Annotated in this window: 27 protein-coding genes; 20 read left to right on the forward strand and 7 right to left on the reverse strand. The window is 66.7% G+C overall.

The window, feature by feature from the left end; all coding sequences use genetic code 11:
- Nucleotides 1-26: 26 nt before the first annotated feature.
- Nucleotides 27-1,958: a type VI secretion system spike protein VgrG1a gene (gene vgrG1a, locus LJF27_RS16075; protein ID WP_073673201.1), complete on the forward strand. Its 1,932-nt coding sequence runs from the start codon at nucleotides 27-29 to the stop codon at nucleotides 1,956-1,958.
- 114 nt (nucleotides 1,959-2,072) lie between these two features.
- Here vgrG1a and LJF27_RS16080 read toward each other — a convergent pair whose 3' ends face one another.
- The 4 genes from LJF27_RS16080 to eagT6 are packed head-to-tail and all read right to left on the reverse strand — an operon-like array spanning nucleotide 2,073 to nucleotide 4,425.
- On the reverse strand, nucleotides 2,073-2,357 hold the full coding sequence (locus LJF27_RS16080) for an immunity protein Tsi6 family protein (protein ID WP_003111794.1): 285 nt from the start codon (nucleotides 2,355-2,357) through the stop codon (nucleotides 2,073-2,075).
- Between the two features lie 12 nt (nucleotides 2,358-2,369).
- Entirely contained in the window at nucleotides 2,370-2,603 is a 234-nt protein-coding gene (gene tis1 / locus LJF27_RS16085; RefSeq protein ID WP_003083689.1) for a T6SS immunity factor Tis1, read from the reverse strand.
- Complete coding sequence (tas1, locus tag LJF27_RS16090; protein WP_023117261.1) at nucleotides 2,593-3,975, reverse strand: T6SS effector (p)ppApp synthetase Tas1; 1,383 nt, start codon at nucleotides 3,973-3,975, stop codon at nucleotides 2,593-2,595. Before tas1 ends, tis1 begins: the two co-directional genes overlap by 11 nt.
- A 15-nt stretch (nucleotides 3,976-3,990) precedes the next feature.
- Nucleotides 3,991-4,425, reverse strand: coding sequence for a type VI secretion system effector EagT6 (gene eagT6, locus LJF27_RS16095; RefSeq protein WP_003083692.1), 435 nt, complete (start codon nucleotides 4,423-4,425; stop codon nucleotides 3,991-3,993).
- A gap of 253 nt (nucleotides 4,426-4,678) precedes the next feature.
- On the opposite strand from eagT6, the gene vgrG1b reads away from it, so the two are divergent.
- The 9 genes from vgrG1b (at nucleotide 4,679) to LJF27_RS16140 (ending at nucleotide 15,761) form a co-directional block, all read left to right on the forward strand.
- Nucleotides 4,679-6,904 (forward strand): type VI secretion system spike protein VgrG1b, encoded by a 2,226-nt coding sequence (vgrG1b, locus tag LJF27_RS16100; protein WP_023117260.1) that lies wholly within the window; start codon nucleotides 4,679-4,681, stop codon nucleotides 6,902-6,904.
- Nucleotides 6,905-6,931: 27 nt separating this feature from the next.
- Nucleotides 6,932-7,381, forward strand: coding sequence for a DUF6484 domain-containing protein (locus LJF27_RS16105; RefSeq protein WP_003101196.1), 450 nt, complete (start codon nucleotides 6,932-6,934; stop codon nucleotides 7,379-7,381).
- A gap of 16 nt (nucleotides 7,382-7,397) precedes the next feature.
- The gene (locus LJF27_RS16110) at nucleotides 7,398-8,510 is read left to right on the forward strand and encodes a DUF2169 family type VI secretion system accessory protein (RefSeq protein WP_003101197.1); all 1,113 of its coding nucleotides are present in this window, start codon (nucleotides 7,398-7,400) and stop codon (nucleotides 8,508-8,510) included.
- On the forward strand, nucleotides 8,507-9,544 hold the full coding sequence (locus tag LJF27_RS16115; protein ID WP_003115088.1) for a 3-oxoacyl-ACP synthase: 1,038 nt from the start codon (nucleotides 8,507-8,509) through the stop codon (nucleotides 9,542-9,544). Before LJF27_RS16110 ends, LJF27_RS16115 begins: the two co-directional genes overlap by 4 nt.
- Nucleotides 9,544-10,704, forward strand: a complete 1,161-nt coding sequence (tse7, locus tag LJF27_RS16120; protein ID WP_003083698.1) for a type VI secretion system effector Dnase Tse7 — start codon at nucleotides 9,544-9,546, stop codon at nucleotides 10,702-10,704. The genes LJF27_RS16115 and tse7 overlap by 1 nt, the downstream gene beginning before the upstream one ends.
- Before the next feature lie 21 nt (nucleotides 10,705-10,725).
- Complete coding sequence (gene tsi7 / locus LJF27_RS16125) at nucleotides 10,726-11,646, forward strand: type IV secretion system immunity protein Tsi7 (protein WP_003083699.1); 921 nt, start codon at nucleotides 10,726-10,728, stop codon at nucleotides 11,644-11,646.
- Nucleotides 11,628-12,875, forward strand: coding sequence for a TIGR02270 family protein (locus LJF27_RS16130; protein WP_023117259.1), 1,248 nt, complete (start codon nucleotides 11,628-11,630; stop codon nucleotides 12,873-12,875). Before tsi7 ends, LJF27_RS16130 begins: the two co-directional genes overlap by 19 nt.
- Nucleotides 12,876-13,250: 375 nt before the next feature.
- Nucleotides 13,251-13,979: a carbonic anhydrase gene (locus LJF27_RS16135; protein ID WP_003083701.1), complete on the forward strand. Its 729-nt coding sequence runs from the start codon at nucleotides 13,251-13,253 to the stop codon at nucleotides 13,977-13,979.
- A gap of 210 nt (nucleotides 13,980-14,189) precedes the next feature.
- Complete coding sequence (locus tag LJF27_RS16140; RefSeq protein ID WP_023117258.1) at nucleotides 14,190-15,761, forward strand: SulP family inorganic anion transporter; 1,572 nt, start codon at nucleotides 14,190-14,192, stop codon at nucleotides 15,759-15,761.
- On the opposite strand, the gene LJF27_RS16145 is transcribed toward LJF27_RS16140, so the two are convergent.
- The gene (locus LJF27_RS16145; protein WP_003083705.1) at nucleotides 15,748-16,386 is read right to left on the reverse strand and encodes a hypothetical protein; all 639 of its coding nucleotides are present in this window, start codon (nucleotides 16,384-16,386) and stop codon (nucleotides 15,748-15,750) included. The genes LJF27_RS16140 and LJF27_RS16145 overlap by 14 nt on opposite strands.
- Before the next feature lie 371 nt (nucleotides 16,387-16,757).
- On the opposite strand from LJF27_RS16145, the gene coxB reads away from it, so the two are divergent.
- From coxB to LJF27_RS16165, 4 genes are read left to right on the forward strand one after another with little or no spacing between them, the layout of a single operon-like run.
- On the forward strand, nucleotides 16,758-17,882 hold the full coding sequence (gene coxB, locus LJF27_RS16150) for a cytochrome c oxidase subunit II (RefSeq protein WP_003101203.1): 1,125 nt from the start codon (nucleotides 16,758-16,760) through the stop codon (nucleotides 17,880-17,882).
- A gap of 9 nt (nucleotides 17,883-17,891) precedes the next feature.
- The gene (ctaD, locus tag LJF27_RS16155) at nucleotides 17,892-19,484 is read left to right on the forward strand and encodes a cytochrome c oxidase subunit I (RefSeq protein ID WP_003083723.1); all 1,593 of its coding nucleotides are present in this window, start codon (nucleotides 17,892-17,894) and stop codon (nucleotides 19,482-19,484) included.
- Between the two features lie 10 nt (nucleotides 19,485-19,494).
- On the forward strand, nucleotides 19,495-20,049 hold the full coding sequence (locus tag LJF27_RS16160) for a cytochrome c oxidase assembly protein (protein ID WP_003083725.1): 555 nt from the start codon (nucleotides 19,495-19,497) through the stop codon (nucleotides 20,047-20,049).
- 10 nt (nucleotides 20,050-20,059) lie between these two features.
- Nucleotides 20,060-20,947: a cytochrome c oxidase subunit 3 gene (locus tag LJF27_RS16165; RefSeq protein WP_003115030.1), complete on the forward strand. Its 888-nt coding sequence runs from the start codon at nucleotides 20,060-20,062 to the stop codon at nucleotides 20,945-20,947.
- A gap of 15 nt (nucleotides 20,948-20,962) precedes the next feature.
- Here LJF27_RS16165 and LJF27_RS16170 read toward each other — a convergent pair whose 3' ends face one another.
- Nucleotides 20,963-21,172, reverse strand: coding sequence for a twin transmembrane helix small protein (locus LJF27_RS16170; protein WP_003101213.1), 210 nt, complete (start codon nucleotides 21,170-21,172; stop codon nucleotides 20,963-20,965).
- Between the two features lie 15 nt (nucleotides 21,173-21,187).
- Between LJF27_RS16170 and LJF27_RS16175 the strand changes: the two genes are divergently transcribed.
- From LJF27_RS16175 to senC, 5 genes are all read left to right on the forward strand, one after another.
- Nucleotides 21,188-21,982 (forward strand): SURF1 family protein, encoded by a 795-nt coding sequence (locus tag LJF27_RS16175; protein ID WP_003121615.1) that lies wholly within the window; start codon nucleotides 21,188-21,190, stop codon nucleotides 21,980-21,982.
- Nucleotides 21,957-22,535, forward strand: coding sequence for a hypothetical protein (locus LJF27_RS16180; protein WP_003101218.1), 579 nt, complete (start codon nucleotides 21,957-21,959; stop codon nucleotides 22,533-22,535). Before LJF27_RS16175 ends, LJF27_RS16180 begins: the two co-directional genes overlap by 26 nt.
- Nucleotides 22,536-22,599: 64 nt before the next feature.
- Entirely contained in the window at nucleotides 22,600-23,673 is a 1,074-nt protein-coding gene (locus LJF27_RS16185; protein ID WP_023089577.1) for a COX15/CtaA family protein, read from the forward strand.
- Nucleotides 23,674-23,698: 25 nt separating this feature from the next.
- A complete protein-coding gene (cyoE, locus tag LJF27_RS16190; protein WP_003083746.1) occupies nucleotides 23,699-24,613 on the forward strand; it encodes a heme o synthase in 915 nt (304 codons plus the stop codon).
- 25 nt (nucleotides 24,614-24,638) lie between these two features.
- Nucleotides 24,639-25,274 (forward strand): cytochrome c oxidase copper chaperone SenC, encoded by a 636-nt coding sequence (gene senC, locus LJF27_RS16195; protein ID WP_003083748.1) that lies wholly within the window; start codon nucleotides 24,639-24,641, stop codon nucleotides 25,272-25,274.
- Between the two features lie 39 nt (nucleotides 25,275-25,313).
- Here senC and LJF27_RS16200 read toward each other — a convergent pair whose 3' ends face one another.
- On the reverse strand, nucleotides 25,314-25,766 hold the full coding sequence (locus tag LJF27_RS16200) for a GNAT family N-acetyltransferase (RefSeq protein ID WP_003083750.1): 453 nt from the start codon (nucleotides 25,764-25,766) through the stop codon (nucleotides 25,314-25,316).
- A 131-nt stretch (nucleotides 25,767-25,897) separates the two neighbouring features.
- On the opposite strand from LJF27_RS16200, the gene LJF27_RS16205 reads away from it, so the two are divergent.
- A complete protein-coding gene (locus LJF27_RS16205; protein WP_003101222.1) occupies nucleotides 25,898-26,371 on the forward strand; it encodes a winged helix-turn-helix transcriptional regulator in 474 nt (157 codons plus the stop codon).
- Nucleotides 26,372-26,612 lie beyond the last annotated feature (241 nt).

The following is a 26,612-nucleotide window of genomic DNA, read 5'->3' on the forward strand; positions in this document are numbered from 1 at the left end:
AGTAGAAGGAACCGTCGATGGGATTGATGCAACTGACCCGCCTGGTCCAGGTGGATTGCCCGCTGGGGCCGGACGTGCTGCTGTTGCAGCGCATGGAGGGACGCGAGGAACTGGGACGGCTGTTCGCCTACGAGCTGCACCTGGTATCGGAAAATCCCAACCTGCCGCTGGAGCAGTTGCTCGGCAAGCCGATGAGCCTGTCGCTGGAGCTGCCCGGCGGCAGCCGGCGCTTCTTTCACGGCATCGTCGCGCGCTGTAGCCAGGTGGCCGGGCACGGCCAGTTCGCCGGCTACCAGGCCACCCTGCGGCCCTGGCCGTGGCTGCTGACGCGCACCTCGGACTGCCGCATCTTCCAGAACCAGAGCGTGCCGGAGATCATCAAGCAGGTGTTCCGCGACCTCGGCTTTTCCGATTTCGAGGATGCCCTCACGCGCCCCTACCGCGAGTGGGAATACTGCGTGCAGTACCGCGAGACCAGCTTCGACTTCATCAGCCGGCTGATGGAACAGGAAGGCATCTACTACTGGTTCCGCCATGAGCAGAAGCGCCACATCCTGGTGCTCTCCGACGCCTACGGCGCGCATCGCAGCCCGGGTGGCTACGCCAGCGTGCCGTACTACCCGCCGACCCTCGGCCATCGCGAGCGCGACCACTTCTTCGACTGGCAGATGGCACGCGAGGTCCAGCCCGGTTCGCTGACCCTCAACGACTACGACTTCCAGCGCCCCGGCGCGCGCCTGGAGGTGCGTTCGAACATCGCCCGGCCGCACGCGGCGGCCGACTACCCGCTGTACGACTATCCCGGCGAATACGTGCAGAGCCAGGACGGCGAGCAGTACGCGCGCAACCGCATCGAGGCGATCCAGGCGCAGCACGAGCGCGTGCGCCTGCGCGGCGTGGTGCGCGGGATCGGCGCCGGGCACCTGTTCCGCCTGAGCGGCTATCCGCGCGATGACCAGAACCGCGAGTACCTGGTGGTCGGCGCCGAATACCGGGTGGTCCAGGAACTCTACGAAACCGGCAGCGGCGGCGCCGGCTCGCAGTTCGAGAGCGAGCTGGACTGCATCGACGCCAGCCAGTCGTTCCGTCTCCTGCCGCAGACTCCGGTACCGGTGGTGCGGGGTCCGCAGACCGCGGTGGTGGTCGGACCCAAGGGCGAGGAGATCTGGACCGACCAGTACGGCCGGGTCAAGGTGCACTTCCACTGGGATCGCCACGACCAGTCGAACGAGAACAGCTCCTGCTGGATTCGCGTGTCCCAGGCCTGGGCCGGGAAGAGCTGGGGTTCGATGCAGATCCCGCGGATCGGCCAGGAAGTGATCGTCAGCTTCCTCGAAGGCGACCCGGACCGGCCGATCATCACCGGGCGGGTCTACAACGCCGAGCAGACGGTGCCCTACGAGCTGCCGGCGAACGCCACCCAGAGCGGGATGAAGAGCCGTTCGAGCAAGGGCGGCACGCCGGCCAACTTCAACGAGATCCGCATGGAGGACAAGAAGGGCGCCGAGCAGTTATACATCCACGCCGAGCGCAACCAGGACAACCTGGTCGAGAACGATGCCTCGCTGTCGGTCGGCCACGACCGCAACAAGAGCATCGGCCACGACGAGCTGGCGCGCATCGGCAACAACCGCACCCGCGCGGTGAAGCTCAACGACACCCTGTTGGTGGGCGGGGCGAAGAGCGACAGCGTCACCGGCACCTACCTGATCGAGGCCGGCGCGCAGATCCGCCTGGTCTGCGGCAAGAGCGTGGTGGAGTTCAACGCCGACGGCACCATCAATATCTCCGGCAGCGCCTTCAACCTCTACGCCAGCGGCAACGGCAACATCGACACCGGCGGCCGCCTCGACCTCAATTCCGGCGGCGCCAGCGAGGTCGACGCCAAGGGCAAGGGCGTGCAGGGCACCATCGACGGCCAGGTACAGGCGATGTTTCCGCCGCCGGCGAAGGGCTGAGGCGGCGGCATCCTGGCTGCCCGCCCTTGGGCAGGACGCCGCGGGAGCCTTGACGATTCGCGCATGTCCTCGCCAGGCAGAAGCGGCGGTCGCTCAAGACCGATGGTGTTGCGCTCAGGGTAGGTCGACCTTCAGGCCGCGGCCAGTGCGTATGCCGACGTAGAATGCGTCCTTGAGGGCCCTGGCGAGTTCCGGGTCGGTCTCCTCGAACTCTTTCCCGGCGATGCCGCCGAAGCTCAGCCGGTGCAACGCGGAACGGTCCAGGCTGCGGTCGAGCAGCACGGCTTTCAGGTACAGCAACTGCTTTTCCACGGAGAGCAGCATCCCGCATTGCGGATGCCGGGCCAGCCGCTCGGCGACCAGCGCCAGGGCGCGTTCGACATAGTTCACGGGGGACATGGCTGCGCCGCTTCAGCCCTTGGGAAAGCCCGTCTCGTACTCCTCGCGGGTGATTTCCCGGCCGAAACGCAGCGCATCGTTGAACAGGCGGTTGTCGTGCTCAACCGGCTCGGGGGATTCGGCTTCGCCGTAGAAGCGCACGTGGATCGTGCCCTGCCGATGGTCCCAGCGGTAGGTGACGTCTTCGAAGTCGTAGTCGATGTAGATATCGCGCCTGGCGAACGCTTCGCCCTTTTCAATTGCCATTGCCTTTCCTCACTGCGTCGTAGTACGCCCGGCTCTTCTCGGCGATGGCCTGGGCCTCCGGGGACTTCGGATCCAGTACCCGCCAGTCCTCATAGTACTTGTGGCCCTGCCCTCCGGGTACGCCGGCCTTGGCCGCCACCGCGTCGTAGGTGTCGTTGCCGAGGAGGATGCGAGCCATGTCCTCCGACTCCTTGGCGTAGATCATCTCCGGCGAGTTGACCTGGATCTCGCCGGGTATCCCGGCCTTGGTGTTCATCGTCGAGTTCACCCCGCTGTAGCCGAGCGGGTCGGCGTTGCCGTCGATCACCTTGACCTTGGCGCCGCGGTTGGCCAGCTCGGCGGCAACGGTGTTCACCTTGTCGCCTTCGACGATGATGGTGTTGCGGGCCAGATCCTTGATCTTGGTCGGATCGCCCTTGTAGTCGTTGTTGATCTTCTGCATGGCGCGTTCGCGCGACTTGATCGGTGCCTTGGCGACCCTGCCGCCGTGCTTCGCCGCCAGTCCGTCGGCCACCGCGTCGATCTCGGCCTTGGCTGCCGGCGCCTTGCCATAGACCTTCTCGAAGCCTTTCGGCACCTGGGTCTTCGGCGCGCCCTTGGGTGCGTTGCCGAGCCGTGCCATCTTCGGTCCGAAGCCCAGCAGCGCCATGCCGGCCACGCCCTGGAACAGGTCGCGGTAGCCGGGACCGAGGCGGTCGCCGAGGTCGCCGAGCAGGGCCATGCCGCCCATCATCAGCCCGCCGATGGCGACGAAGCCGGCCAGCGCCGCGACCCCGGCCATCGCCGCCAGCAGCAGGCCGCCGGCAAGGGCCGCCAGGCCCAGCGCCTCGAGGCCGGTGTGCAGCCATTCCTCCAGGTCGAGGACGAAGGCCACCCGCTCGGTGGGGCCGCCGATGAAGGTGTCCTGGCTGCCGGTCTTGATGTGCGCGCCGCAGACCATCTTGCTCTGCAGGCGCGCCGCCGGCTTGCCGTTGATGTACACGGTGGCGCTGCCTTCGGCGATCAGCACCGGGAACGGCCACAGCGGATGGTTCAGCGGCAGGCCGCTGCAGGTGGCGGAGACGTCGTCGCCGGCGCGCATCGCGTTGCGACTGTTCACGTAGACGTTGAAGCTGCCGCGTATGAGCACCCCGGTGGTCGGCTTGGGTAGCTCGAAGATGGTGGTCAGGCCCTTGACGATCTGGAACATCGACAGCCCGCCGGCGGCGATCGAACCGGCCAGGATCACCGCGGCCAGGCCGCCGGTGGCGGCGGTGGCGGCGACCACGGCGGCGCCGATCAGGGCTCCGGCCACGGCTCCGGCGACCATCGCGGCGACACCGAAACCGTGGGCTATCTCATCGCCCAGTCGGGCGGCGGCTTGCGCATCCATGCGTCGGTACTCGGGTCAGCTAGGGGTCGGGCGCGGGACCAGGGTCTGCATCGCCTGCTTCCAGGCCGGCTCGTGGTGCGGCAGGTCAGCCGGGGTGGTGGTCAGGGTGGTGATCAGCACCGCCGGGCGGCGCTCGATGAATACCTGGCGCAGCATCAGGTCGCGGCCCTCGCGCTGCCACTGGTAGTCGAGGAGCACGGCGGCGTGGCCGTGAATGTTGATGTCCCAGCGCTTGTGCAGCTTGAAGCCGGGCAATTGCTTCTCGGCATTCTCCAGTTGGCGGGCGACATAGTCGGCGAACGGCGCGTCGCCCTGGCTGGCGTCGCGGCTGATGACGAAACTGGCTTCGCGGGCGGGGCCGCTGGCGGGGAGCTTGAAGATGTTGATGCTCTGGTCCTGCCAGGCATCGGGAATCTCGAGATCGGCTTCGTGGAGGCGATAGAGCGTCACTGTGTTAACCCCTTCCCTAGGATTCTGAGTGAGTCATTGCTGGACAAAAGCTTTACGGAATGTTGCTCGCGAATCAAGGCTTTCCTGGCCCGAAGCGGCCTTTCGTGATGGCCTTCTGCCTGTTCGCCGTCGGTCGGGGCGCTCGTCGGAATCTGTGTCACGCATCTCCCCTTTCCACCGCATCCGCGCCTATGCTGCTTGGGTGGCGCCGCTCCAACGGCGCCAGTGATGGACGTGGATCAAGGATGATTTCATGGCACTTGCGCAACAGACCCGCCTGGTCCGGGTCGACAGTCCGCTCGGCGCGGAGGTCCTGCAATTGCAGCGAATGGAGGGTCGCGAAGAGCTCGGCCGGCCGTTCGCCTACGAGCTGGAACTGATCTCGGAAAACCCCGACCTGCCACTCGACGGGCTGCTGGGCAAGCCGGCCAGCCTGGCGCTGGAACTGCACGACGGCAGCCGGCGGCATTTCCACGGCATCGTCGCCGCTTGCAGCCAGGGATCCGGCAACGGCCAGTTCGCCAGCTACCAGGTCACCCTGCGGCCCTGGCTGTGGCTGCTGACGCGCACCTCCGACTGCCGCATCTTCCAGAACCAGAAGGTCCCGGACATCATCAAGCAGGTGTTCCGCGACCTCGGCTTCTCCGACTTCGAGGACGCCCTGAGCCGCTCCTACCGCGAGTGGGAATACTGCGTGCAGTACCGCGAGACCAGTTTCGACTTCGTCAGCCGGCTGATGGAGCAGGAAGGCATCTACTACTGGTTCCGCCACGAGCAGAGCCGCCACATCCTGGTGCTCTCCGACGCCTACGGCGCGCACCAGAGCCCACCGAACTACGCCAGCGTGCCCTACTACCCGCCGACCCTGGAACAGCGCGAGCGCGACCATTTCTACGACTGGCACATGGCGCGCGAGGTGCAGTCCGGCTCACTGAGCCTCAACGACTACGACTTCCAGCGTCCCGGCGCGCGCCTGGAGGTGCGTTCGAACATCGCCCGCTCGCACGCGGCGGCCGACTACCCGCTGTACGACTACCCCGGCGAATACGTGCAGAGCCAGGACGGCGAGCAGTACGCGCGGACCCGTATCGAAGCCTTGCAGGCGCGCTACGAACGGGTGCGCCTGCGCGGCCGCGCCCGCGGCCTGGGTTCGGGCCACCTGTTCAAGCTCAGCGGCTACCCGCGCGAGGACCAGAACCGCGAGTACCTGGTGGTCGGCGCCGAGTACCGGGTGGTCCAGGAACTCTACGAGACCGGCGGCGGCGGGGTCGGCGCGCAGTTCGAAAGCGAGCTGGACTGCATCGATGCCGGCCAGGCCTACCGCCCCTTGCCGACCACTCCGCTGCCGATCGTCCGTGGCCCGCAGACTGCGGTGGTGGTCGGGCCCAAGGGCGAGGAGATCTGGACCGACCAGTACGGCCGGGTCAAGGTGCATTTCCACTGGGACCGCCACGACCAGTCCAACGAGAACAGCTCCTGCTGGATGCGCGTCTCCCAGGCCTGGGCGGGGAAGAACTGGGGCTCGATGCAGATCCCGCGGATCGGCCAGGAAGTGATCGTCAGCTTCCTCGAAGGCGACCCGGACCGGCCGATCATCACCGGGCGGGTCTACAACGCCGAGCAGACGGTGCCCTACGAGCTGCCGGCGAACGCTACCCAGAGCGGCACCAAGAGCCGTTCGAGCAAGGGCGGCACGCCGGCCAACTTCAACGAGATCCGCATGGAGGACAAGAAGGGCGCCGAGCAGTTGTTCATCCATGCCGAGAGGAACCAGGACATCGAGGTCGAGAACGACGAGACCCACTGGGTCGGCCACGACCGGACCAAGACCATCGACCACGACGAGACCGTGCACGTGAAGCACGATCGCACCGAGACCGTGGACAACAACGAGACCATAACCATCGGCGTCGACCGCACCGAGAAGGTCGGCAACAACGAGAAGATCAGTATCGGCGCGAACCGCACCGAGGACGTCGGCAGCAACGAGACCATCAGCATCGGCGTCGACCGCACCGAGAAGGTCGGCAGCAACGAGAAGATCAGCATCGGTGCCAATCGCACCGAGGACGTCGGCAACGACGAGACCATCAGCATCGGCGCGAACCGTAGCGAGTCGGTGGGCAACAACGAGACGATCAGCATCGGCGCCGACCGCAGCGAGTCGGTGGGCGCCAACGAGACCATCGACATAGGCGGCAACCAGAGCACCAGCATCGGCAAGAACGAGTCGCGCAGCGTCGGCCAGGGCCGCGATACCTCGGTGGGCAAGGACGATAGCCTGGACGTGGGCAAGAGCTTCACGCTCAACGCCGGCGACTCGATCACCCTGGTCACCGGTGCCGCCAGCATCCGCATGAAGAAGGACGGCAGCATCGTCATCAGCGGCAAGAACATCACCATCGACGGATCCGGGGCGATCAACGTCAAGGCCGACAAGAACGTGGTGGTGAAGGGACGCAAGATCCTCCAGAACTGAAGCGGCGCAGAGCCAGGGAGTCAGCGCATGAGTGTCGAGATCCATCTACCCGGGGCCACGACGGCCCTTCCCGCGCGCCTGGACGGCGTGGTCATCGGCGTCCTCCTCGACGTGCCGGACGCCGCCGCTCCGGTGGTCGCCTATCCCGGTTGCCCGAGCGAGCACGGCCTGGCGGCGGCCACCACCACCCAGCTCAGTCGCGCCGACATCGGCGCCCAGGTAGCGCTGATGTTCGTCGCCGGCGATCCGCGCCAGCCGCTGCTGATCGGCCGCATCCAGCGCCTGCCGCAGGAAGCGCTGGCGCAACTGGACGGCGAGCGCCTGGAGTTCAGTGCCGAACGCGAGATCGTCCTGCGTTGTGGCAAGGCCAGCATCACCCTGACCCGCGCCGGCAAGGTGATCATCCGTGGCGCCTATCTTTCCAGCCGCTCCACCGGGGTCAACCGGATCAAGGGCGGTTCGGTGCAGATCAACTGAGCGCGGCGGGCCCGACATGGAACTGTTGAACGCCACCCCGCTGGCCGCCGCCTACAACCAGGGGCTCGACGCCGAAGGCCGGGAGTCGCTGGTGGTGATCGCCAAGGGCAGTTTCGACCTGCCGCTGGACGGTCGCGAGGCGCGCCTGCTGGACGAGCAGCAGACGCTGCTGATGGTCGATGAATTCTATGGCGAGCCGGGGTTTTCCGCGCCGCGCCGGGAGTGCGAGTTCGTTCCCTTCAAGCCGTTCTGCGATGTGCTGGTGCTGGGCAGCGCCCAGGCGCCCGGCGGGCGGCCGGTACAGCAGTTGACCGCGGGCATCCGCGTCGGCCGGGTGAGCAAGGCGCTGACGGTGCATGGGCCGCGCCAGTGGGAACCGGGATTGCTCGGTGCTGGCGCGGGCGTCGCGCAGCCGTTCCAGAGCCAGGACATTTCCTACGCCAGTGCCTTCGGCGGCAGCCATGCCTCGCCGGACAACCCCGGTTTCATGGATTGCTACATGGCCAATCCGGCCGGATGTGGCTGGTTTCCGCGCAGCGCCGACACCGCCGAGATCGTCGGCACGCCGATGCCGGCCACGGAAAAGCTCGGCGAGCCGGTGGACAGCCCCCACGGCCGCTTCACGCCGATGGCGCTCGGCCCGCTCGGTCGCCACTGGCAGGCCCGGGTCGGCTTTGCCGGCCGCTACGACGACGCCTGGCTGGCCGAGCGCTTCCCGTTCCTGCCCGCCGACTTCGACGAGCGTTACTTCCAGTCCGCGCCGGCCGACCAGTGGACCGACCATCTGCGCGGCGGCGAGGAGGTCCTGCTGCTCAACCTCACCGGCGAGGAGCGCGCGGCCTTCCGCGTGCCGCGCAGGGAGGTCCCGGTGACCTTCTTCCTGAAAAAGGGTGGCCACGAAACCGCGCAGGCACGGATCGATACCCTGCTGGTGGACTGCGACGCCCGTCGCGTGGAAGTCACCTGGCGCATTCGCCGACCGTTGAAGCGCAACCTGTTCGAGATCGCCCAGGTGCTGGTCGGCAGCAAGTCCGCCGCCTGGTGGCGCGCCCGCGAGCTGGGCAAGGACTACTACCCCTCGCTTGCCGCGTTGGCACGCAGCCGCCAGGCCGAGGAGGACGAGGCATGAGCCAGGCCCTGAGCATCGTCGCCTCCGGCATGGTCAGCGCGGTCGGCCTCAGCGCGCCGGCCAGCTGCGCGGCGATCCGCTGCGCCCTGGACAACTTCCAGGAAACCCGTTTCATCGACCAGGGCGGCGAATGGTTGCTTGCCGCCAGCGTGCCGCTGGAGCAGCCCTGGCGCGGCCGCGCCAAGCTGCTGAAGATGGCTGCGCGAGCCATCGACGAGGCCTTGCGCGGCCAGCCCGATCTCGATTGCACGGAGCTGCCGCTGCTGCTCTGCGTCGCCGAGGGCGACCGTCCCGGACGCTGCGCGGGGCTCGACGAGTCTTTCCTGCGTGACCTGGAAGGCGAGCTGGGACGACGCTTCCATCCCTCCTCGGCACTCATCGCCCGTGGCCGGGTCGGTGGCGCGGTGGCCCTGCTCAACGCGCGCAAGCTGATCCAGGGCGGCTGCCGGCAGGTCCTGGTGGCCGGCGTCGACTCCTTCGTCAGCGGCCCGACCCTGGCCGCCTACGAGGCCCGCGAGCGGCTGCTGACCAGCCAGAACTCCAACGGCTTCATTCCCGGCGAGGGCGCCGCCGCCGTGCTGGTCGCCGCGCCGCTCCACGAGGAGGCGCCGCAGTTGCTCTGCATCGGCCTCGGCTTCGGCGTCGAGAAGGCCACGGTGGAGAGCGAGGACCTGCCGCTGCGCGCCGACGGCCTGAGCCAGGCCGTGCGCGCCGCCCTCGCCGAGGCTGGCTGCGGCCTGGAGCAGATGGACTACCGGCTCACCGACATTTCCGGCGAGCAGTACTACTTCAAGGAGGCCTCGCTGACCCTGAGTCGCAACCTGCGCGTGCTCAAGCCGAAGTTCGACCTCTGGCACCCCGCCGACTGCATCGGCGAATGCGGCGCCGCCATCGGCCCGGCGTTGCTCGCCGTGGCCCTGGCCGCTTCGCGCAAGGGCTACGGCGACGGGCCGAACGTGTTCTGCCACCTGGGCAACGACGCCGGCGAACGCGCCGCCGCGCTGCTCAGCTATCGACGGGTGAGGGCTGCCTGATGGCCAACGAGGTGTACGCCAACAACATGGAGATCTCCTGCAAGGCGGCGAGCGGCAAGTCCATCGCGGCCTTCCCGGATGTCTGCTTCACCCCGCCGCAGGCGCCGCCGACGCCGTTGGGGGTACCGATCCCCTACCCCAATACCGGCCTGTCCAAGGACACCACCAAAGGCACCCGGACCATTCGCATCACCCGCAAGGAGGTGATGCTGAAGAACAAGAGCTACTACAAGACCAGCTACGGCGACGAGCCGGGGCGGGCGCCGAAGAAGGGCATCGTCACCAGCAAGATCAAGGGCAAGGTGTACTTCACCTCCTGGTCGATGAACGTCAAGTTCGAAAGCAAGAACGTGGTTCGCCACCTCGACCTGACCACCCACAACCACGCGTCCTTTCCTGGCAATACGCCGGTCTGGCCCTACCTCGACCAGGCCACCGTCGATGCTGGTGGTGGACCGTGCAGCAATGAAGTGAAGAAGGAGAAGAAGGATTGCGCTGACTTCAAGCCGCATGGCAGCAAGGATGCCTGCGCTGGCCTTGGCGCGGGCAAGCCTTCCGGCAAGAAGACCAGCAACGAAGCTGACCGACTGGCAGACAAGGTCGCTGCCCGAAAATGCCTGACCGCGCGCCGGTGTGCCCTGCAACCGTACAAGCCGAACAGTTGCTGCCCGCAGCAGACCGCTCACCACCTGATCGAGGCCAGCGCCTTGCACGACAAGGGACGTGGTGGAAAAGGCTCGGTACCCCTCAAGGGGATATCCAACTATTCGGAGAACAAGGCTCCTTGCGTCTGCGCGGAGGGCGTCAATCAGAACGTGGGTACCCACGGCCTCATGCACACGTTCCAGAGCGCCGCTGCCGCGAAGTCGCGCAGTGGAACCCTGCAATTGTCCAATGGCAGCTCCATCTCCGCGAAGAAGACCACCTACGGAACGGCGAAACGTCAATCCATGGCTGCCATGGGCAAGGTCTTTCCGCAGTCGAAATGCTCGAAGGAATGTCTGTCCGCTCAGCTCGACAACTATCACAAGCAGTGCGGAATCAACGCCAGAACACCCATCAAGGCCGTTGAAACCGGCCAGACCGACGTCACGGCTGCGACGCAGGCGATAAAGACCCGCAATGCGCGTCTTGGCGCCACGAGGAGTCGAGTCCGCTAGTGACCGTTACAGGAGATTGAAATGTTGAAGAAACTCTCGCCGATTTTCTCGAACATCACCGGCGTCGTCCGCTATCAGGACCTGGCGTACGTGGCCTCGGTATCCGACGAGATCCAGGAGCAGAACATAGCGCACAGCTATGTCACGGAGTGGGACTGCGGAACCTGGTGTGTTGCTGGCGAGGATGACGACATGCTGCCCTGGGAGATCGTGTCGGCCACGGTAGTGCACGAGCCAGTGGAACAAGCATTGTTTCTGGGCGCTCGGGGCCAGGTATTCTGCATGGGCTCCGGCGACATCCATGAAGAGCAGTTGCCCGACGGCGACGATGCCATCGGTGGCCGGGGCAATATGCGCGGCGTTGCCTGTATCGACGGGGTGGCCTATGCCTGCGGGATGGATCGACAGGTCTACCGGCGCTTCGACGAGAACGACTGGCGTGCCATCGACAGCGGCGCTCGGCCTCCGGCAGGCAGCGAAGCGGTGGTCGGATTCGAGGCCATCGGCGGCTTCGGTGCCAGGGAAATCTATGCCGTCGGCTGGGACGGGGAGATCTGGCAGTACGACGGCAAGCGCTGGCAGCCCCGGGAGAGCCCGACGAACTTGATCCTGACGGCGATCTGCTGCGCGGAAGATGGCTCGGTTTACGCCTGTGGACAGGCGGGAACGCTGCTGCGTGGACGCAACGACCACTGGGAGATCATCGCCCAGGACGATGTCGATGAAGACTTGTGGAGCCTCGCGTGGTTCGACGGCGCACTCTACGTGTCGAGCGCAACGGCGGTCTATACGCTGGTCGGTGGCCATCTCAAGGAGGTGGACTTCGGTGATGAGCAACCCCAACGCTGCTTCCACCTTAGCGCTGCCGACGGCGTGTTGTGGAGCATCGCCGCGAAAGACATCTTCAGCTTCGACGGCCAGCAATGGACGCGCATAGATTGAGCATCGCAGCGATCGTCGACCAGCACGCCGAGGAAGCCGCCTTCCTTGCCCTGCTCCGCGACTACGCCGTGCGTGCGCCCCATTACGACCTGGAGGAGCTCGCCGAGCTCGATCAGCGCATCGAGGCGCACCTGGACGGCTTGGCGATCGCCGGCCAGGCCGGCCATGACGCCCTGCTCGAGCAACTCGACGCGCACGCCCAGGGCGAGGCGTTCGCCCTCGCGGTACTGGCCATGCAGGCAGGAGACGATGCGTTGATCGGCCGGATGCGCGCCTGTCTTGCGGCGTCTCCGGAAGCCCGGCGCGGTTTCGCCGCAGCCCTCGGCTGGCTCGACTGGGACCAGGCGCGGCCCTGGGTGGAGCGCCTGCTGGCCTCGCCCGAGCCGCTGTTCCGCGCCATTGGCCTGGCCGCCTGCGGCATGCACCGGCATGACCCGGGGCCGGCGCTGCTGTCCGCCCTTGGCCACGCCGACCCGGCGGTGCTGGCGCGCGCCGCGCGCACCGCCGGCGAGCTGCGTCGGCGCGACCTGATGGCGAATATTCGCGCCTATCGCGCCCACGATGACCCGAGCCTGCGCTTCTGGGCCAACTGGGCCACCGCGCAGATGGGCGACGAGGAGGCGTTGGGGCCATTGCGTGCGTTCGCCGGGCAGCCCGGCCCGTTCCAGCTGCCGGCGACCATGGTGCTGCTCGCCTGGCAGCCGCGCGACACCAGCATGGCCTGGATTCGCCAACTGATGCAGGCGGCGGACACGCGGCGGATCGGCATCCAGGCCACCGGCCTGTTCGGCGATCCGGTGGCGGTGCCCTGGCTGATCCAGCAGATGCGCGACGAGAGTCTGGCGCGGGTCGCCGGCGAGGCCTTCAGCCTGATCACCGGCGCCGACCTGGCGTTGCTCGACCTGGAGCTGGAGGTCTTGCCCGACTACGACCCTGGCCCCAACGACGATCTCGACGACGACAACGTCGCCCTCGACGACGACGAGAACCTTAGCTGGCCGGAGGCGGAGCGAGTCTCCGCCTGGTGGCGTGACAACGGCGCGCGTTTCGTCGCCGGGCGCGCCTACCTGCTCGGCGAACCGCTGGGCGAGGCGCGCTGCCGCCAGGTCCTGCGTGACGGCCAGCAACGCCAGCGAATGGCTGCGGCGTGCCTGCTGGCGCGCTTCGTGCCGAACCTGCCGCTGTTCCCCACCGGTGCGCCGGTGCGCCGCCAACTGGACCTGTTCTGATAGCTGGCTGGCGCCGGGCGGCCAGGTCATGGCCGCTGGCGCGGTGCGCCGGATTTTCCCATTCGACGAATTTCCCTGCACGTAGCCAACCGGTTGACTGAAACCTTTCACCACTTATGCGGGACGAATGGAAATGCCACTCGTTTGCCATGATAGCCTGTCGACATCCTCTGGAAATATCGTGAAAAAAGCTGACAACGTGCGAGATAGAGGGATTTTTTAATTTATGGTTAAGCTTCGGGCATTAGCGTTGAGCACCAGAAGTGACCGGTCGGTCACATAGGTCGCTCTGCGTTTGTTGTGCCTTTTTCCTATGGGGAAAGCGTCGGCAGACGTGGGAAAATTCAATCGATCCATTCATCGAGGTTCCGAACCATGCCAGACCGTATGCGGGGCGTTAAGTCCGATTCTCCAGAGCAGGAAAGCGCTGACGACGCATTGAAAAGGATTGTCGATGGATTCCAGCATTTCCGCCGGGAGGTCTTTCCCGAGCAGCAGGCGCTGTTCAAGAAGCTCGCCAATAGCCAGCGGCCGCGGGCGATGTTCATCACCTGCGCGGATTCGCGCATCGTTCCCGAGCTGATCACCCAGAGTTCCCCCGGCGACCTGTTCGTCACCCGCAACGTCGGCAACGTGGTGCCGCCCTACGGGCAGATGAACGGTGGCGTCTCCACCGCCATCGAATACGCTGTGCTGGCGCTGGGCGTGCACCACATCATCGTCTGCGGCCACTCCGACTGCGGGGCGATGCGCGCCGTGCTCGACCCGCAGACCCTGGAACGCATGCCGACGGTCAAGGCCTGGCTGCGGCACGCCGAGGTGGCACGCACGGTGGTGGCGGACAACTGCGACTGCGGCGCCAGCCACGACACCCTCGGGGTGCTCACCGAAGAGAACGTGGTGGCCCAGCTCGATCACCTGCGCACCCACCCCTCGGTGGCCTCGCGCCTGGCCAGCGGGCAACTGTTCATCCACGGCTGGGTGTACGACATCGAGAGTGCGCAGATCCGCGCCTACGACGCCAAGCAGGGTCGCTTCCTGCCCCTCGACGGCGAGCATCCGGTGCCGATGGCCACGCCCGCGCCGCGCTACCTGAACTCGTGATAGCGGCGGCCGTGCGGGCCGCCGGATAACAACAGCGTTTTCGCGTCACCTTTCGCCGTTCCTGCCATGGACGACCTCTGGGAAGCCCCGTTCCGGGGCTGAACGGGTCGCTATTACAAGAAAAAACACACTGCGCACACACAACCGGCGCCGGGCCTGGTCCTGGCGTCGCTCCCTCGTCGTGGAAAAAATTCGCAGGAGAACTGTGCCATGCATGTTTCAAAGGTGTTTCCGTCCCTCCGGGACACGTTGCCGCGGGACCTGATGGCCTCCGTGGTGGTGTTCCTCGTCGCCCTGCCGCTGTGCATGGGCATCGCCATCGCCTCCGGGATGCCGCCGGCCAAGGGCCTGCTCACCGGCATCGTCGGTGGCCTGGTGGTCGGCTTCCTGGCCGGCTCGCCGCTACAGGTCAGCGGCCCGGCGGCCGGCCTCGCGGTGCTGGTCTTCGAACTGGTGCGTACCTACGGGGTGGCCATGCTCGGGCCGACCCTGCTGCTCGCCGGCGCCATCCAGCTGCTCGCCGGGCGGCTGCGCCTGGGCTGCTGGTTCCGGGTCACCTCGCCGGCGGTGGTATACGGGATGCTCGCCGGCATCGGCATCCTCATCGTCCTTTCGCAATTGCACGTGATGCTCGACCTGGCGCCCAAGGCGTCCGGCCTCGACAACCTGCTGGCATTCCCCCAGGCGGCGTTCGCCGCGCTCGGTTCGCTGGGCATGGACAGCGGCCTCGACGCGGCGCTGCTCGGGCTGGGCACCATCGCGGTGATGTGGGGCTGGGACAAGCTGCGTCCGCAACGCCTGCGCTTCCTACCCGGCGCGCTGCTCGGCGTGAGCCTGGCGACCCTGGCCAGCCTCTGGCTGGCGCTGGACGTGCGGCGGGTCGAGGTACCGGCCAACCTCGGCGAGGCCATCGACTGGCTACGCCCGGCCGACCTGCTGGCCCTGGCCGATCCCTCCCTGCTGCTGGCGGCGGTGGTGGTGGCCTTCATCGCCAGTGCGGAGACCCTGCTCTCGGCGGCGGCGGTGGATCGCCTGCACGACGGCCCGCGCTCGGACATGGATCGCGAGTTGTCCGCCCAGGGTGTCGGCAACATGCTCTGCGGCCTGCTCGGCGCGCTGCCGATGACCGGGGTGATCGTACGCAGCTCGGCCAACGTCAATGCCGGTGCGCGAACCCGCGCCTCGGCGATCTTCCACGGCCTCTGGTTGCTCGCCTTCGTCCTCCTGCTCGGCAGCCTGCTGCGGCAGATTCCGGTGGCGAGCCTGGCCGGGGTGCTGGTCTATACCGGGGTCAAGCTGGTCGATTTCAAGGCCCTCGGCAACCTCTCTCGCTACGGCCGGATGCCGATGCTGGTGTACGCGGCCACCGCCCTGGCGATCGTCTTCACCGACCTGCTGACCGGCGTGCTGGTGGGCTTCGCCCTGACCCTGCTGAAGCTGGTGCTGAAGGCGGCGCGGCTGAAGATCGCCCTGCGCTACACCGGCGAGCATGAAGCCGAGCTGCGCCTGAGCGGCGCCGCGACTTTCCTCAAGGTGCCGGCGCTGTCGCGGGTGCTCGACGAGGTCAAGCCGGGGACCACCCTGCACGTACCGATGGATAACCTCAGCTATGTCGACCATGCCTGCATGGAGCTGCTCGAGGATTGGGGGCGGATGGCACCGGTGCAGGGCTCGCGCCTGGTGATCGAACCGCGCGCCTTGAAGCGTCGCCTGGAAGGGCGCCTGCGCGGCAGCGTCGGGTTGGGCGGCGCGCGCAATGGCGGGGCGGTCAGCCCAGGCTGAGTTCCACCCCGAGCTGCTTCGACAGGCACGGCCACTGCTGCCAGGCGGCGACCACCCGCGGGTTCTTCAGGTTCTCGCGGTAGGCGCGGGCCGAGTCGGCGTCGAAGGTGGTGGCGTCGAGCATGTTCTCCACCGCATGGTGGACGGCTTCGTCCAGCCGGTTGGCGAAGGGCTCGCCGATCAACTGGTGGGCCACCAGGTTGGCTACGGTGGTGTCCAGTGGGATCAGTGCCTGGCCGAAGTGGGCGATGTAGCGGTCGTTCACTTCTTCCACCAGGCGGTGCGCCAGGTAGGCTTCGTCGAGCAGGGCGTCGAGGCCGTCGTGGCCGGCGAGCAACGCCGGCGGGGTGAGGAAGAACTGCTCGGCGACCTTCAGCACCGGCTTGATCCGTTCCTCGATGCCGGCTTCGCGGGCCACGCTGTTGGCGGCGTCGAGCAGGTCCGGTACCTGTTCGACGTAGGCGTGGACGAAGCGGGTGAGTATGTCTTCCGTGTTCTCGCCTTGCGGCTGGATGGTGCGATGCAGGCGGGGCAGGCGGCTGGCTATCAGATCAGCCAGGTGACCGTGGCGGGCTTCGCTGAGGTGCGCCTGCTGGATGAGTTCACGGAGGGCAGCGGTGTTCATGGGGTCTCCCATACAACGGGGATGGTGAAGAAGAGGAGAAACATAGCCGGCGGCGCGCGCCGGCTAAGACGCGATTGTCATAATCGCTTCGTGGTTATGCGAGGATGATATATCAGGCGGCCACCATTCGCCTGCAAAGCCACGCCGCTCGCGGCTTTTAGAGAAGAAACGGCACTTTCCAGCGACGTTTTTACGCTGCGTTGTTATGTCGCAGCCGCTGTCTATACTCCCACTCGAATGCTGAACCTGATGAACCCGGCCTGCCTTGCTGTGTGCCGAGGTGCGACGGTCAAAGTTCGTTGTCTTGGCGGTCCACCCCTTGGCCGTTGGCGTCTGCCGGCGGGATAAAAACAACGATAAGGGGAACCCGAATGCTGCGACATCCACGAGTCTGGATGGGCTTCCTTTTGCTCTCGGCGATCAGCCAGGCGAATGCCGCCTGGACGGTCAACATGGCCCCGGGCGCTACCGAGGTGAGCCGGTCCGTCTTCGACCTGCACATGACCATCTTCTGGATCTGCGTGGTGATCGGCGTGCTGGTCTTCGGCGCGATGTTCTGGTCGATGATCGTCCACCGCCGCTCCACCGGCCAGCAGCCGGCGCACTTCCACGAGAGCACCACGGTGGAAATCCTCTGGACGGTGGTGCCGTTCGTGATCCTGGTGGTGATGGCGGTGCCCGCCACCCGCACCCTGATCCACATCTACGACACTTCCGAGCCGGAGCTGGACGTGCAGGTCACCGGCTACCAGTGGAAGTGGCAGTACAAGTACCTGGGCCAGGACGTCGAGTACTTCAGCAACCTGGCCACCCCGCAGGATCAGATCCACAACCGGCAGGCGAAGGACGAGCATTACCTGCTGGAGGTGGACGAGCCGCTGGTGCTGCCGGTGGGCACCAAGGTGCGCTTCCTGATCACCTCCAGCGACGTGATCCATTCCTGGTGGGTGCCGGCCTTCGCGGTCAAGCGCGACGCCATCCCCGGCTTCGTCAACGAGGCCTGGACCAAGGTCGACGAGCCCGGCATCTATCGCGGCCAGTGCGCCGAGCTGTGCGGCAAGGACCACGGCTTCATGCCGATCGTGGTCGACGTCAAGCCCAAGGCCGAGTTCGACCAGTGGCTGGCCAAGCGCAAGGAAGAGGCGGCGAAGGTCAAGGAACTGACCAGCAAGGAGTGGACCAAGGAAGAGTTGGTTGCGCGCGGCGACAAGGTCTACCACACCATCTGCGCCGCCTGCCACCAGGCCGAAGGCCAGGGCATGCCGCCGATGTTCCCGGCGCTGAAGGGTTCGAAGATCGTCACCGGGCCCAAGGAGCACCACCTGGAAGTGGTCTTCAACGGCGTGCCCGGCACCGCCATGGCGGCCTTCGGCAAGCAGCTCAACGAGGTCGACCTGGCCGCGGTGATCACCTACGAGCGCAACGCCTGGGGCAACGACGATGGCGACATGGTCACCCCGAAAGACGTCGTCGCCTACAAGCAGAAACAACAATAGGAGACCGCCATGAGTGCTGTGATCGATACGCCCGACCACCATGCCGGCGACCACCACCACGGACCGGCCAAGGGCCTGATGCGCTGGGTGCTGACGACCAACCACAAGGACATCGGCACCCTCTACCTGTGGTTCAGCTTCATGATGTTCCTGCTCGGCGGCTCGATGGCCATGGTGATCCGCGCCGAGCTGTTCCAGCCCGGCCTGCAGATCGTCGAGCCGGCGTTCTTCAACCAGATGACCACCATGCACGGCCTGATCATGGTCTTCGGCGCGGTGATGCCGGCCTTCGTCGGCCTGGCCAACTGGATGATCCCGCTGATGATCGGCGCGCCGGACATGGCCCTGCCGCGGATGAACAACTTCAGCTTCTGGCTGCTGCCGGCGGCCTTCGGCCTGCTGGTCAGCACCCTGTTCATGCCCGGCGGCGGCCCCAACTTCGGCTGGACCTTCTATGCGCCGCTGTCGACCACCTTCGCCCCGCACAGCGTGACCTTCTTCATCTTCGCCATCCACCTGGCCGGGATCAGCTCGATCATGGGCGCGATCAACGTGATCGCCACCATCCTCAACCTGCGCGCCCCGGGCATGACCCTGATGAAGATGCCGCTGTTCGTCTGGACCTGGCTGATCACCGCGTTCCTGCTGATCGCGGTGATGCCTGTGCTGGCCGGCGTGGTGACCATGATGCTGATGGACATCCACTTCGGCACCAGCTTCTTCAGCGCCGCCGGCGGCGGCGACCCGGTGCTGTTCCAGCACGTGTTCTGGTTCTTCGGCCACCCCGAGGTGTACATCATGATCCTGCCCGCCTTCGGTGCGGTCAGTGCGATCATCCCGACCTTCGCGCGCAAGCCGCTGTTCGGCTACACCTCGATGGTCTACGCCACCGCCAGCATCGCCTTCCTCTCCTTCGTGGTCTGGGCGCACCACATGTTCGTGGTCGGCATCCCGGTCACCGGCGAGCTGTTCTTCATGTACGCCACCATGCTGATCGCGGTGCCCACCGGGGTGAAGGTGTTCAACTGGGTGACCACCATGTGGGAGGGTTCGCTGACCTTCGAGACGCCGATGCTGTTCGCCGTGGCCTTCGTCATCCTGTTCACCATCGGCGGCTTCTCCGGACTGATGCTGGCGATCGCCCCGGCGGACTTCCAGTACCACGACACCTACTTCGTGGTCGCCCACTTCCACTACGTGCTGGTGCCCGGCGCGATCTTCGGCATCTTCGCCTCGGCTTACTACTGGCTGCCGAAGTGGACCGGCCACATGTACGACGAGACCCTCGGCAAGCTGCACTTCTGGATGAGCTTCATCGGCATGAACCTGGCGTTCTTCCCGATGCACTTCGTCGGCCTCGCCGGCATGCCGCGACGGATCCCCGACTACAACCTGCAGTTCGCCGACTTCAACATGGTTTCGTCGATCGGCGCCTTCATGTTCGGCACCACCCAGCTGCTGTTCCTGTTCATCGTCATCAAGTGCATCCGCGGCGGCAAGCCGGCCCCTGCCAAGCCCTGGGACGGCGCCGAGGGCCTGGAGTGGAGCATCCCCTCGCCGGCGCCCTACCACACCTTCAGCACCCCGCCCGAGGTCAAGTGAGGAGCGCGTCATGAGCGATGCCAAGGTCGATACCCGCCGCCTGGTCGGCCGCCTGCTGCTGGTGACCGTGCTGATGTTCGCCTTCGGCTTCGCCCTGGTGCCGCTCTATGACGTGATGTGCCGCGCCCTGGGGATCAACGGCAAGACCGCCGGCAGCGCCTACAGCGGCGAACAGCAGGTGGATGTCGGGCGCGAGGTGAAGGTGCAGTTCATGACCTCGAACAATATCGACATGGTCTGGGAGTTCCGCTCCGCCGGCGACCAGTTGGTGGTGCATCCCGGCGCGGTGAACCAGATGGTGTTCTACGCGCGCAACCCGAGCGACAAGCCGATGACTGCGCAGGCCATCCCGAGCATCGCCCCGGCCGAGGCCGCCGCCTACTTCCACAAGACCGAATGCTTCTGTTTCACCCAGCAGGTGCTGCAACCCGGCGAGAGCATCGAGATGCCGGTGCGCTTCATCGTCGACCGCGATCTGCCCAAGGATGTGCGGCACGTGACGCTGGCCTACACCCTCTTCGATATCACTGCGCGGAAGCCGCCCGTACCGGTTGCGGGACGATAAGGAGAACAACATGGCAAGCCACGAACACTATTACGTCCCCGCCCAGAGCAAGTGGCCGATCATCGCCAGCATCGGCCTGCTGGTGACGGTGTTCGGCCTGGGTACCTGGTTCAACGACCTCACCGCCGGCCACAAGGAGTCCCATGGCCCGTGGATCTTCTTCGTCGGCGGGCTGATCATCGCCTACATGCTGTTCGGCTGGTTCGGCAACGTCATCCGCGAGAGCCGCGCCGGACTCTACAGCGCGCAGATGGACCGCTCGTTCCGTTGGGGCATGAGCTGGTTCATCTTCTCCGAGGTGATGTTCTTCGCCGCCTTCTTCGGCGCGCTGTTCTACGTCCGCCACTTCGCCGGTCCCTGGCTCGGCGGCGAGGGTGCCAAGGGCGTGGCGCACATGCTCTGGCCGAACTTCCAGTACAGCTGGCCGCTGCTGCAGACCCCGGACCCGAAGCTGTTCCCGCCGCCGAGCGCGGTGATCGAGCCGTGGAAGCTGCCGCTGATCAACACCATCCTGCTGGTCACCTCCAGCTTCACCGTGACCTTCGCCCACCACGCCCTGAAGAAGAACAAGCGCGGCCCGCTCAAGGCCTGGCTGGCGCTGACCGTGCTGCTGGGGATCGCCTTCCTGATCCTGCAGGCCGAGGAGTACGTGCACGCCTACAACGAGCTGGGCCTGACCCTCGGCGCCGGCATCTACGGCTCGACCTTCTTCATGCTCACCGGCTTCCACGGCGCCCACGTGACCCTCGGCGCGCTGATCCTCGGCATCATGCTGATCCGCATCCTGCGCGGTCACTTCGATGCCGAGCACCACTTCGGCTTCGAGGCCGCCAGTTGGTACTGGCACTTCGTCGACGTGGTCTGGATCGGCCTGTTCATCTTCGTCTACGTGATCTGACCGCCACCGGGGGAATCAGAAATGCCAGGGCGCGTGGCTGTTCAGCTCGCCGCTGTAGAAGCCCCAGGCGACCAGCACCAGGGTCGCCGCGGCGAGCACCACGCGGACGGTCAGCGAATTGACCACGCGGGAACCATGGCCCTGGTCCTTGACCAGGAAGAACAGGCCGCTGAACAGGCTCACCAGGGTAGCCAGCAGTAGCAGGACGATCGCCACTTTCAACATGGTGGGACTCCGGCGATGGGGGGATTCATGCAGTATAGCCAGCGCCTCGGGGAGGCCGGACGCAATGACAGACGCAGCATGCGTGGCGCGTTCCGCCCCGGCCTGCTGCCGACCCTGGTGGTCCTCGGCCTGCTGCCGGTACTGCTCTGGCTGGGCACCTGGCAGTTGCAGCGGGCCGACGAGAAGCGCGCCCTGCTGGCCAGCTACGAGGCCCGGCGCGGCGCCGAGCCGGTGTCGCCCGGGCAGCTAGAGGGACTGCGCGACCCGGCGTACGTCCGCGTGCGCCTGCACGGCCGCTTCGACCAGCGGCATACGCTGCTGCTGGATAACCGGCTGCGCAACGGACAGGCCGGGGTCGAGGTGCTGCAACCCTTCTACGATCAGGCCAGCGGCCTTTGGCTGCTGGTCAACCGCGGCTGGGTCGCATGGACTGACCGACGCTCGCCGCCGACGCTGGAAACCCCCGACCGCGTCCTCCTGCTCGACGCCTGGACCTACCTGCCGCCACCCGGCGGCCTGCACCTGGCCGACGCGCCGGCCGGCGGCTGGCCGCGCCTGGTGACCCAGCTCGACATCCCGGCGCTGTGGCAGGCCTTCGGTCGCGCCGGGCTGCCCTGGGAAATCCGCCTGGAGCCGGGCGACGCCAGCTTCGACACCGATTGGCCCCTGGTCTCGATGCCGCCGGAGCGGCACACCGGCTACGCCGTGCAGTGGTTCGCCCTGGCGACGGCCCTGCTCGCCCTCTACCTCTACCTCGGTGTGCGCCGCGCACGGGAGAAAAACCATGAGTCTCGCGATTCCGATGCCTGAACGTCCGCGCCGCGCCCGTGGCCGCCTGCAACTGCTGGCGATCATCGGCCTGGTGGTGGGGCCGATGCTGCTCGCCAGCGCCATGTACAAATGGAATTTCTGGGTTCCGCAGGGGCGCAGCTACAGCGGCGCGCTGATCGGCAATGGCCAGACCCCCGCCGACCTCGGCGTGCAGGGACGCAGCCAGGGCGAGCAGTGGCAACTGCTGGTGACCGCGCCGGGTACTTGCGGCGAGGACTGCCAGCAACTGGTCTACCTGGCCCGCCAGGTCAACATCGCCCTCGGCCGCGAAGCCTCGCGCGCCGGCCACGCCCTGGCCGCCAGTGGCGAGCTGCCGGCGGACTTCGCCAACCTGGTGAGGCAGGACTACCCGCGCCTGCAGCGCTACGGCCTGGACCCGGCCCTGTACGACAAGGCCGGCGGCGGCGAGCGGCCGCTGCTGTGGGTGGTCGACCCGCACGGCAACCTGGTGCTGCGCTACGACGCCAAGGCCAACGGCAAGAAGCTGCTGAAGGACGTGCAACTGCTGCTCAAGCTCTCGCATATCGGTTGATCGGCGTGGCCGGCGCGGTTCCCGGCCCGATGAGGACAGAACGACAAGAAAAAGGGGCCCGCGAATGACAGGCGCAACCCGCAAACCCGGTTTCACCGTCGCCGTGCTGGCGACCCTGCTGGCCGCCGTGGTGGTCCTGCTCGGCGCCTATACCCGGCTGACCCACGCCGGCCTCGGCTGTCCGGACTGGCCAGGCTGCTACGGCTTCGTCCACGTGCCGCTGAGCGAGGCGCAACTGGCCCACGCCGAACTGCACTTCCCCGACGCCCCGGTGGAGGCACAGAAGGGCTGGAACGAGATGATCCACCGCTATTTCGCCGGCGCCCTCGGCCTGCTCATCCTTGGCCTGGCGTTGCATGCGCTGGTCCGCCGCGGGCGCGACGGCCAACCGCTGAAGCTGCCGCTGCTGCTGCTCGCGGTGGTGATCGCGCAGGCCGCCTTCGGCATGTGGACGGTGACCCTCAAGCTCTGGCCGCAGGTGGTCACCGCCCATCTGCTCGGCGGCTTCACCACCCTGGCGCTGCTCTTTCTCCTCGCCCTGCGCCTCTCCGGACGCTTCGCGGCGCGGCGCTACCCGGCGGCGACCCGCGGCCTGGCGGGGCTGGCCCTGTTCCTGGTGATCGGCCAGATCGCCCTCGGCGGCTGGGTCAGCAGCAACTATGCGGCGGTGGCCTGCATCGACCTGCCCACCTGCCATGGCGAGTGGTGGCCGCGGATGGACTTCGCCAACGGCTTCCACCTGACCCAGCACATCGGCCCCAACTACCTCGGCGGCCAGCTCGACAGCGACGCGCGCACGGCGATCCACATGACCCACCGGATCGGCGCGCTGTGCGTGACCCTGGTCCTCCTGCTGCTCGCCTGGCGCCTGCAGCGCAGCGGCCTGGTCTGGCCGACTGCGCTGATGCTGCTCGGCCTGTCGCTGCAGATCGGCCTGGGCATCAGCAACGTGCTGCTGCACCTGCCGCTGCCGGTGGCGGTGGCGCACAACGGCGGTGGCGCCCTGCTGCTGCTCAGCCTGGTGCTGGTCAACTATCGCCTGCGCGCGCCGGCCAGCGTCCGCGCGCCGGCACCGTCGCCGCAGCGCGTGCGCCGCACGCTGCCGCCGGCGCAAGGTTCGCGGCTGAAGGCCGCCTGACAGACAGAAGGATGGAGGTAAGGATATGGCCACCGTCATCGATCGCCACAGCCAGCCGACCTGGCGCGACTTCCTCGAACTGACCAAGCCCAAGGTCGTGGTGCTGATGCTGATCACCTCGCTGATCGGTATGCTGCTCGCCACCAAGGCGCCGCTGGATGGCTTCGTGCCCTGGCAGGTGCTGATCTTCGGCAACCTCGGCATCGGCCTTTGTGCCGGCGCGGCGGCGGCGGTCAACCATGTGGTGGACCGGCGCATCGACTCGATCATGGCGCGGACCCACAAGCGGCCGCTGGCCGAGGGCCGGGTGTCGCCGAGCATGGCGCTGGGCTTCGCGCTGCTCCTGGCGCTGGCCGGGATGGCCGTGCTGCTGGCCTTCACCAACCCGCTGACGGCCTGGCTGACCCTCGCCTCGCTGCTCGGCTACGCGGCGCTCTACACCGGCTTCCTGAAGCGCGCCACGCCGCAGAACATCGTCATCGGCGGGCTCGCCGGGGCGGCGCCGCCGCTGCTCGGCTGGGTCGCCATCACCGGCCACCTGAGCGCCGAGCCGCTGTTGCTGGTACTGATCATCTTCGCCTGGACCCCACCGCACTTCTGGGCGCTATGCATCCACCGCAAGGACGAATACGCCAAGGCCGACATCCCGATGCTGCCGGTGACCCACGGCGAGCGCTACACCAAGCTGCACATCCTGCTCTATACCCTGGTGCTGTTCGCGGTGAGCCTGATGCCGTTCGTCATCCACATGAGTGGGCTGGTCTACCTGCTCTGCGCCCTGGCCCTGGGCGCGCGCTTCCTCGACTGGGCCTGGGCGCTCTACTGTGACAGCCGGCCACATGCGGCGATAAAGACCTTCAAGTACTCTATCGTCTACCTGTTCCTGCTGTTCATGGCGCTGCTGGTGGACCACTATCTGCCGCTGAAGCTGCTTCTCTGATCCCACTCTAGAGCCTTGCCCACCCATGACTCGAGTCAACAAGACCGTCCTCGTCCTCGTCGCCCTGGTCGCCCTGGTCCTCGGCCTCACCGTGCACAAGGTGCTCACCGCCCAGCGCCAGGCCGATCCCACCGTGCTGCTCGACGCCGGCATCGTGATCCTGCCGCAGACGCGCAAGGTGCCGGCGCTGGAGTTCACCAACCAGGACGGCCAGGCGGTCAGCACTGCCAGTCTCAAGGGTCGCTGGCACCTGCTGTTCTTCGGCTACACCTTCTGCCCCGATGTCTGCCCGACCACCCTCGCCCAGCTCCGCGAATTGCAGGGCAAGCTGCCGCAGGAGGTGCGCGACGACCTGCAGGTGGTATTCGTCAGCGTCGATCCGAACCGCGACACGCCGCAGCAGATCAAGCAATACCTGGGCTACTTCAACGCCGGCTTCCAGGGGCTCACCGGCACTCCGGAGAACATCCAGAAGCTGGCCAACGCCATGAGCATCCCCTACATCCCCGCCGACACCAGCAAGCCCAACTACACCGTCGACCACAGCGGCAACCTGGTGATCATCGGCCCGGACGGCGAGCAGCACGGCTTCATCCGCGCGCCGCTGAACAACGCCAAGCTGGAAGCCCAACTGCCCGGCGTGCTCAAGCCGCAGGCCTGATTCCCTTCCCTCCCCCCACCGTCCGCGGCGCTCCGGGCCTCAGGCCCGGCGCATGCCGATGTGCGGGATGTCGTCTTCCAGGTAGACCTCGGTGACCGCGACGAAGCCATAGCGGCCGTAGTAGGCCTGCAGGTGGGCCTGGGCCGAGAGGTACACCGGGGTATCCAGCCAGAGGCGCTCCGCCGCCTGCAGCGCGCGTTCCATCAACTGGTGACCGAGCCCCTGGCCGCGCGCGGCCGAGGAACTGACCACCCGGCCGATCACCACCTGGCCCTCGTGGCGAACCGGGTCCAGCAGGCGCAGGTAGGCGAGCAACTGGCCGTCGCGCCAGGCCATCAGGTGATGGGTATCGCCGACCAGGTCGAGGCCGTCGACTTCCTGGTAGGGGCATTTCTGTTCCACCACGAAGACCTCGGTGCGCAATTGCAGCAGCGCGTAGAGTTCCTTCAGGGTGAGGTCGGCGTGGTGCTTGCAGGTCCAGTCGAGCGACATGGTCGGGATTCCGGGACAGGAGACAGGAACGCGGTTATGCCATGGGCGGCGGGCCGCTGGAAAGGCGTGGCCGGTCGGTTTCGTTTCAGAACCCACGCGGCTATCCTTTGCCGAACGGCTGGAGGTGTCTCATGCGTTGGGAAGAACTGAGCGAACAACCCTGTTCGCTGGCGCGGGTGCTGGCGATCGTCGGCGATCGCTGGACCCTGCTGGTATTGCGCGACTGCTTTCTCGGCGTGCGCCGTTTCGACGACTTCGAGCGCAGCCTCGGCGTGACCCGTCACGTCCTCGCCGACCGCCTCAAGCGCCTTGTCGAAGCGGAGATACTGGCCAAGGTGCCCTACCAGGAAAGGCCGCTGCGCGAGGAATACCGGCTTACCGAGAAAGGGATGGAACTGTACCCGGCCATCCTTTCCCTGGTGAACTGGGGCGACCGCCACCTCGCCGGCGTCGAGGGGCCGCCACTCGAGCATGTGCACAAGCATTGCGGCCAGCACATGCATGGCGTGCTGGTCTGTTCCGAATGCGGTGAGCCGCTGCACGCGCGGGACGTGACGGTACGCGAGGGGCTGTTCTGGAAGGGGCGCCTGCTGCGGCGCGGCTGAGCGTTCCAGGCCTGGCCGCCGACGCGAATCGGCGGATAAACGCCGATGGCGTTACGGCAGGAAGGACGCTGTCGTACCAGGCTCCGCCGACCGGTCCCCTCTCTTCAGGGAGAGGACGTGCCGGGCAGGCCGGGACAGGCAGAGTAATTGGTGCGCGGATATCACTCGAGCCCTTGCCAGTTGACAAGTTCCTTTTAAGAACTAACTATCGTCTCTATTGGGTTCTAAAAAAGAACTAACA

It is taken from the genome of Pseudomonas sp. 203-8 (genome assembly GCF_020708595.1).
Taxonomy (GTDB): Bacteria; Pseudomonadota; Gammaproteobacteria; order Pseudomonadales; family Pseudomonadaceae; genus Pseudomonas; species Pseudomonas aeruginosa.